Origin of the sequence: Ligilactobacillus agilis DSM 20509 (assembly GCF_001436215.1) — a bacterium.
Taxonomy (GTDB): Bacteria; Bacillota; Bacilli; order Lactobacillales; family Lactobacillaceae; genus Ligilactobacillus; species Ligilactobacillus agilis.
Window position 1 is genome coordinate 57569 of sequence record NZ_AYYP01000019.1, and the last position, 6661, is coordinate 64229.

Annotated in this window: 5 protein-coding genes; all 5 read right to left on the reverse strand. The window is 45.0% G+C overall.

What is annotated here, in order from left to right:
- Positions 1 to 39 precede the first annotated feature (39 nt).
- Entirely contained in the window at positions 40 to 1389 is a 1350-nt protein-coding gene (locus FC14_RS03035) for a DEAD/DEAH box helicase (protein ID WP_056976433.1), read from the reverse strand.
- Between the two features lie 12 nt (positions 1390 to 1401).
- A complete protein-coding gene (locus FC14_RS03040) occupies positions 1402 to 2358 on the reverse strand; it encodes a DHH family phosphoesterase (RefSeq protein WP_056976434.1) in 957 nt (318 codons plus the stop codon).
- A 65-nt stretch (positions 2359 to 2423) separates the two neighbouring features.
- Positions 2424 to 3506 carry a DNA polymerase IV gene (gene dinB, locus FC14_RS03045; RefSeq protein WP_162258657.1) on the reverse strand — a complete coding sequence of 361 codons (1083 nt, stop codon included), beginning with the start codon at positions 3504 to 3506 and terminating at the stop codon, positions 2424 to 2426.
- A 64-nt stretch (positions 3507 to 3570) separates the two neighbouring features.
- Entirely contained in the window at positions 3571 to 5037 is a 1467-nt protein-coding gene (zwf, locus tag FC14_RS03050; protein ID WP_056976435.1) for a glucose-6-phosphate dehydrogenase, read from the reverse strand.
- Between the two features lie 127 nt (positions 5038 to 5164).
- The gene (locus FC14_RS03055) at positions 5165 to 6487 is read right to left on the reverse strand and encodes an MATE family efflux transporter (protein WP_056976436.1); all 1323 of its coding nucleotides are present in this window, start codon (positions 6485 to 6487) and stop codon (positions 5165 to 5167) included.
- Between the last annotated feature and the right edge of the window lie 174 nt (positions 6488 to 6661).

Consider the following 6661-nt stretch of genomic DNA (forward strand, 5'->3'; position numbering starts at 1 on the left):
ATACCCAAAGTATAGGTAAAAAAACTTGGCTTGTCAACTCTAAAAGCTATTTTTTTGCTTATTAGCCCGCCGAAGCGCCCGCATTTCTTGCCGGCGTTCAATCTTTCTTCGTTGCTGTTCGTTTTTCTTGATGGCCCGCTTAATCTTGTTCTTGTAACCAGGCTTACGCTTCTTTTTGGCCTTGCTAATCATCCCCTTTAATTCAGGGGCGACCATAGCTTTTCTAGTCCGCCGCTTTTCACGCCGGTTACGGTCATAGGAGTCCACCAGTTCCCCCTTTTTCAAAGCCTTGGGACTAAAGGTAATTCCTAATTCCTCTAACTCTTCGATTTGTTCTTCTTCATTAGGAGCGTATAAGGTAATGGCAATTCCTTCCATGCCATTACGCCCGGTCCGCCCTACCCGGTGAACAAAGAACTCTAGGTCTTCAGGTAAATCATCGTTAATAACGTGAGAAACCCCTTCAATATCAATTCCCCGGGCGGCCAAGTCAGTCGCCACTACGTATTGGTAGTCAAGGTTTTGAATCTCACGCATCACCCGCTTGCGTTCCCGCGGTTGAATCCCGCCGTGAAGCTTGGCTACTTTAAGGCCCTGAGCCCGTAAATAGTCAGTTAATTCGTCAGCCCGATTCTTAGTGTTGGTAAAGACTAGGGCCAAGTAAGGTTCACCTAAGGTTAGTAATTGGTAAATCAGTTGGTTTTTGTCCCGGCCCTTGGTTGATAACAACCAGTTTTTGATGGTCGGGCTGATGACAGTTTGATTTTTAATCACTTCAATGACCGGGTTAGTCATATACTTATTCAAAAACGGCTTTAATTTTTCCGGAATGGTAGCCGAAAAGACCAACATCTGTAAGTCCTTTGGCAGGCTTGAAGCAATCGCATCCGTTTCCTTTAAGAAGCCTAAATCTAGGGTCATATCCGCCTCATCGACTACTAGGTAGTGGGCATTATGGATGTCTAAGGCATTAGATTTAACCAAATCTAAAATCCGGCCGGGAGTTCCGATTACAATCTGGGGTTGGATGCTTTGGAGCTTTTCGACCTGCCGTTTTTTATCGGTCCCCCCCACGTAATTGTGAACCAAAATTTCTCCATCCGTAAACTTAGCGATTTGCTTAGCGGCTTCATAGGTTTGGTAAGCTAGCTCCCGGCTAGGGCTGGTAATTACGGCCTGCACCGTTTTGTTGTCTGGGTCAATTGCGTTAAAAATCGGAAGTAAGAAGGTGTGGGTCTTTCCACTCCCTGTTTGTGATTGACCGACCACACTCTTATTTTTTCTAATCAGCGGAATTAACTTAGCTTGCACCGGGGTGGGTTCGCTAAAGTTAATTTCAGCTAAAGCCTGGTTGATAAAGGGCTTAAAGTTAAATTCTGTAAATTTCATCTAAAAAATCTTTCACTCTCTTTCTGCTGCACTCGCAGCAATTTGATCTAATTTTTCAACGTAGGTTTCAATGGCGCTAGTATCCTTAAGCATGGCCCCACTAGCTAGTGGGTGGCCACCGCCGTGATACTCCTTGGCTAATTCATTTATCACCGGGCCCTTAGAGCGGATCCGTAACCGATAAGAATGGTTTTCTTGTTCGACCAAGACGGTCCAACAAACCACTTCTTCTAGTTTACCCAGTAGGGGAACGACCGGCGCCGTGCCCCCGTCACTGAGATTATACTTAGCCATAATTTCCCTTGTTAAGATGACATAAGCGGCCTTATGCTTGGTTACTACCATATTTTCTAAGACGTAAGCTGATAACCTAGCTAGCGGTTCGCTAATGCTATCGAGCTTGCGATTGAGCTTGGTTGCATCAATGCCGGTTTCAACCAAGGCGGCAGCCACCCTTAAAGTATGAGGAGTAGTAGCGTCATACATAAACCGGCCGGTATCGCCGACGATGCCTGCATACAAGACCCTGGCTGCGCTAGCCGGTAAGGTCAATTCTGCTTGGCAGGCCGCATAAAAGTCATAGATAATTTCTGAACAACTTGAAGCCTGGGTGTTGACCCAACAAATATCGCCATAGACGTCGTCGTTAGGATGGTGATCTATTTTAATGAGGTACTTTCCCTTGGTATAACGTTCGTCATCTACCCGGGGCCGGTTAGCCGTATCGGTTACAATCACTAAGGCATCGTTATACACTGAATCTTCAATCTCATCTTGACTGACTAACCAGTCAAAGCGGCTGACCATTTCGCCGACTTGATAGACTTTCTTTTTGGGAAAGGAAGCCCGAATAATCTCGGCTAAGCCCACCTGGGAGCCATAAGCATCTGGATCAGGCCGTTGGTGCCTGTGAATAATAATTGTGTCGTATTTTTTAATTTGTGCTAAGATGTCTGTCTCAATCGCCATCATAATTCCTCCTCGTTTCCCTAACACTTCAGTTTAACATAAGCTTGAATGCAAAAAAAGCTAACTTAATCCCACAATGATAATTGAACGGTCTCCTCACTCTTAGCTAGATTGGTCATAGTCAATCCTAAGAGGCGGACGTCAATTTCGTCTTGTTGAATCTGCTCAAATAATTTCTGGCCCTGGTAAGCAAACTCACTCGCGTCATTTTTAAAAAATTCGGCTTGGCTAACCCGCTTGGTGATGGTTTCATAATCACTGTTTCTTACCTTTAAAACTAGCGTCTTACCTCGAAGTTGCTTGGCCTCTAGGCTTACGACTAGCTGGTTTGCAGCTTGCTTTAAAAAGGCGGCAACCTCCTCGGTGGTTGTCAGCGGGCTATCAAAGGTTCGTTCCCGCCCAACCGACTTGCGCTTGCGCTGCCATTCAACCGGCCGGTCGTCGATTCCCCGTACGCATTGATAAAAGAAGTGGCCAATCTTGCCAAAATGGGCGACTAACTCTAAGTCAGAGTAAGCAAATAAATCTGCCCCGGTATAAATTCCCAGTTCGTGCATTTTCAAAACGGTTTTTTGCCCCACCCCGCGAAATTTTTCAATCGGTAGGGGAAATAAGAAACTCTCAACGTCAGCCGGTTTAATGACCGTCAAGCCCACCGGCTTATTGTAGTCGGAAGCTAGCTTGGCTAGAAATTTATTGTAGGAAATCCCGACGGAGCTAGTTAGGTGGGTTTGCTCATAAATTTCTTGCTGCAAAAGGTGGGCTAGCTGGACCTCGTCGTAAAGCTTGCGTTTATTTTCGGTAACATCAAGGTAGGCTTCATCCAAGGCCACCGGCTCAATTTTATCGGTAAAACTATGAAACAGCTGGTGAATTTGGCTTGAGACTTGCCGGTACTTATCAAAATCAGGCTTCTTAAATACCGCCTGCGGGCATAATTCTAAGGCCTTGGCGGTCGGCATAGCCGAATGAATTCCATAGGCTCTTGCCACATAGTTAGCGGTAGCGACCACCCCTTTACCCCCAGAGTGTCTGGGGTCCCGCCCAATCACCAATGGTTTAGTCCGTAAATCCGGGTTAGCCCGCATCTCGACTGAGGCATAAAAGGAGTCCATGTCTAGGTGAATAATCTTGCGTCCTGCCACCAAATCCCCCCTTCAAAAAAGGAATCCAGGTGAAATCCTATTCACTTGCATTCCTTCTTTGCTATTATTAACAATTAAATTCCCAGTGGTTGCCATCCTTAGCTAGCAGGTCATCGCTTGCCTTTGGCCCCATGCTTGCACAGTCGTAGTTAGGAAAAGCGACCTGGTCGACATTTTGATCCCAAGCCTGTCTAATTGCGTCAACAAACTTCCAGGAGCATTGCAATTCCTTCCAGTGGGCAAAGTTAGAGGCCCGGCATTGCATTGCATCTAAAATTAACTTTTCATAGGCCTCAGGTATGGCTGCCCGTTGTTCTGGACTCAGCTTGTAGTCAAGGTTTAAGTGGTGCGTATCAAAATCGAAACCTTGGCCGATGGTCTTAGAGTTGAGTTGCAGACTGAGGCTCGGTTCTGGGTCAACGTTGATGGTTAAAACGTCGTGGCGCAAGTCGCTGTCTTCAAACACGTTGTTAGGCACTTGTTTAAAGACCACGTCAATTCTAGTTGCCTTGGTCTTCATCCGCTTGCCAGTCCGCACGTAGATGGGAACTCCTGCCATGTCCATAGTGTTAACCATTAACTTCCCGGCCACAAAGGTTTCCGTCATGGAGTCTTCTGCCGTCTGTGCTTCCTCGCGGTAACCTATTAGACCATTACCAGGTCCATATTGCCCGCGGACAAAGTTTTCTTTTACTTCTTCTGGGCTATAAATCTTAAGACACTTCAAGGCGTTAATCTTGGCATTTCTAATGTCAGTATCGGTGAAGCTAACCGGCGCAGACATGGTTAATAGCGCCACAATCTGTAAAACGTGGTTTTGAATCATGTCGCGTAAGGCCCCGGCAGTTTCATAATAACCGGCCCGTTCTTCAACCCCTAGGGCTTCACTTAGAGTTACTTGAATATTACTGATGTAGCGGTTATTCCACATGGAGTTAAAGATACTGTTGCCAAACCGCAAAGCGGCAATATTTTGCACCATTTCCTTACCCAGATAGTGGTCGATTCTAAAGACATCTTCTTCAGGGAAGGATTTGGAGATTTCATCATTTAGTTCGGTGGCACTGGCTAAGTCACGCCCAAATGGTTTTTCAACAATCACCCGGTTGTAACCGGTTTCAGTCATAATTTGTTGTGACTTCAAGTGGTCACAAATTGTCCCAAAGAATCGCGGTGACATGGCTAGATAAAAGAGGCGGTTGCCCCCAATTTGATACTTTTCATCTAGACTTTGAGCTAGGGCCTGTAAAGTCTTATAGTGGTTAGTATCCGTAACATTATGTGATTGATAGTAAAAGTGGCTGGCAAACTCGGTGGCCACGGTTTGTTCATCATACATCCCATCGATGGAATCTTTGACTACTTCCCGGTAGTATTCATCAGTCCACGGGCGCCGGGCAGTTCCAATGACTGCGAAATTTTCTTTTAGATAGCCCTTCTTATAAAGTTGGAATATCGACGGGTAAAGCTTTCTTTGGGCTAGATCTCCCGTCCCCCCAAAAATAATGACAAGTGCTTTTTCATTCTTTTTCATTTAACTACGCACCGCTTTCTAATCAAAATTTAAACTCATATCTTCATTATACTGGTTAGCCTATATATAAACAATTATTTTCACTCACAAAAAACTAGGCCTACACTAGACCTAGTTAGTTAGTTAGTTAGTTGAAATCTTTAAAACTCCGCCGGTATAAATAAATCCCCATGATTGCCGTTAAAATGTCGGCCACAGCCTGGGCCCAGATAATGCCGTGATAGCCAAATAAGCTGCTAAAGGCTAGCATGACTAATAAGTAAAAGACCCCCTGGCGACTAACTGACATTAAAAGGGCACTCATAGCTTTACTTGCCGACTGAAAGACGGTGGTTAAAACCATGATTAAGCCGATAAATGGGGTGGTTGCTAGGCAGGCCCGCAACATGTAGGCCCCCTCTTTAACAATCTCAGCTTGGTTCATAAAGCAGCTAACCAAACCGGGCGCTAATATCATCAAAATTACTGAAAATACGAGGGCATAGACCACTTCGACCATGATATCAAAGCGTAAGACCTCTTTAAAACGTTGAACATTTTTAGCCCCATAACAATAACCGACTAACGGTTGGGCCCCAAAGGCAAAGCCGACCAAGACTAAGATGACAATCCCATAGATTTTTTGGGTAATCCCCATCGCCGCCACGCTAGCAGCCCCAAACGGAGCCAGGTAATTGTTTAGTAAGGCCATCCCAAAGGTTTGCATAAAATTGGTGATAGAGGCCGGAATCCCAATTTCAATCACCCGTTTCCAGTCGGCCCAGCTAAGCTTAGCCAGCTTCAAGTTAAAACTTAGGTAGCGGCTCTTAGTTTTGACACAGTAAATCAATAAACTGGTGTTGAGTGCATAACCAAGTACGTTGGCTAAGGCGACCCCGGCTGCCCCCCAATTAAAAACAAACAAGAACAAAGGGTCTAAGATAATAGCCAAGATTGTCCCCGCCATCGTTGCTACCATTGACTGAACAGCCAAGCCCTCAGTCCTAATTAGGTTACCTGGAACCAACGAGACGGTAATAAAGGTTGAGCCTGCCACTAACACCCGGTAAAAATCGGCCGCATACTGGTAGGTTGCCGGCTTAGCCCCCAATAGAAGTAAGACTGGCTTTTCTAGGGCTAATAAAATTAAGGTTAACCCCACACTAATTACGATGGTGGCGTAAAAGGATGCGCTAGCCAAACGCTTACTTAAATTATAGTTTTTTTGACCAAATAATTGGGAGACAATGGCGCTGCCACCGAGGCCAAAGATATCCCCCACAGCTAACATAAACGAAAAAAGCGGTGCCCCAATGGTTACCCCCGCCACCAGGTTGGCATTGCCCGTTTTAGCTACAAAGTAGGTATCAGCTAAACTATAAACCATGCTGACAATCATACTTAATACCACTGGTAAAGCTAGTTTAAAGTAGACTTTAGAAACTGCTTCTTTTTCAAATAATTTTTCCATATTCCACCTCTTAAAAAATGGCACTAGAAGCCATTCTAGCAAAAATTTTACTTGCGCGTAAGTGTTGTTTTATAATTTATGGTGTTACTTAAAATGAAAGGAAAAAACCAATGACACCCGGCACTATGTCCTGTCAAGTATACAGTTTAAATATATAAAATAGACTATGCGGTC

Bases quoted from the DNA above. Each gene is read 5' to 3' on its own strand.
- FC14_RS03040 (WP_056976434.1), bottom strand. From the start codon at position 2,358: ATGGCGATTGAGACAGACATCTTAGCACAAATTAAAAAATACGACACA.
- FC14_RS03035 (WP_056976433.1), bottom strand. From the start codon at position 1,389: ATGAAATTTACAGAATTTAACTTTAAGCCCTTTATCAACCAGGCTTTA.
- zwf (WP_056976435.1), bottom strand. From the start codon at position 5,037: ATGAAAAAGAATGAAAAAGCACTTGTCATTATTTTTGGGGGGACGGGA.
- FC14_RS03055 (WP_056976436.1), bottom strand. From the start codon at position 6,487: ATGGAAAAATTATTTGAAAAAGAAGCAGTTTCTAAAGTCTACTTTAAA.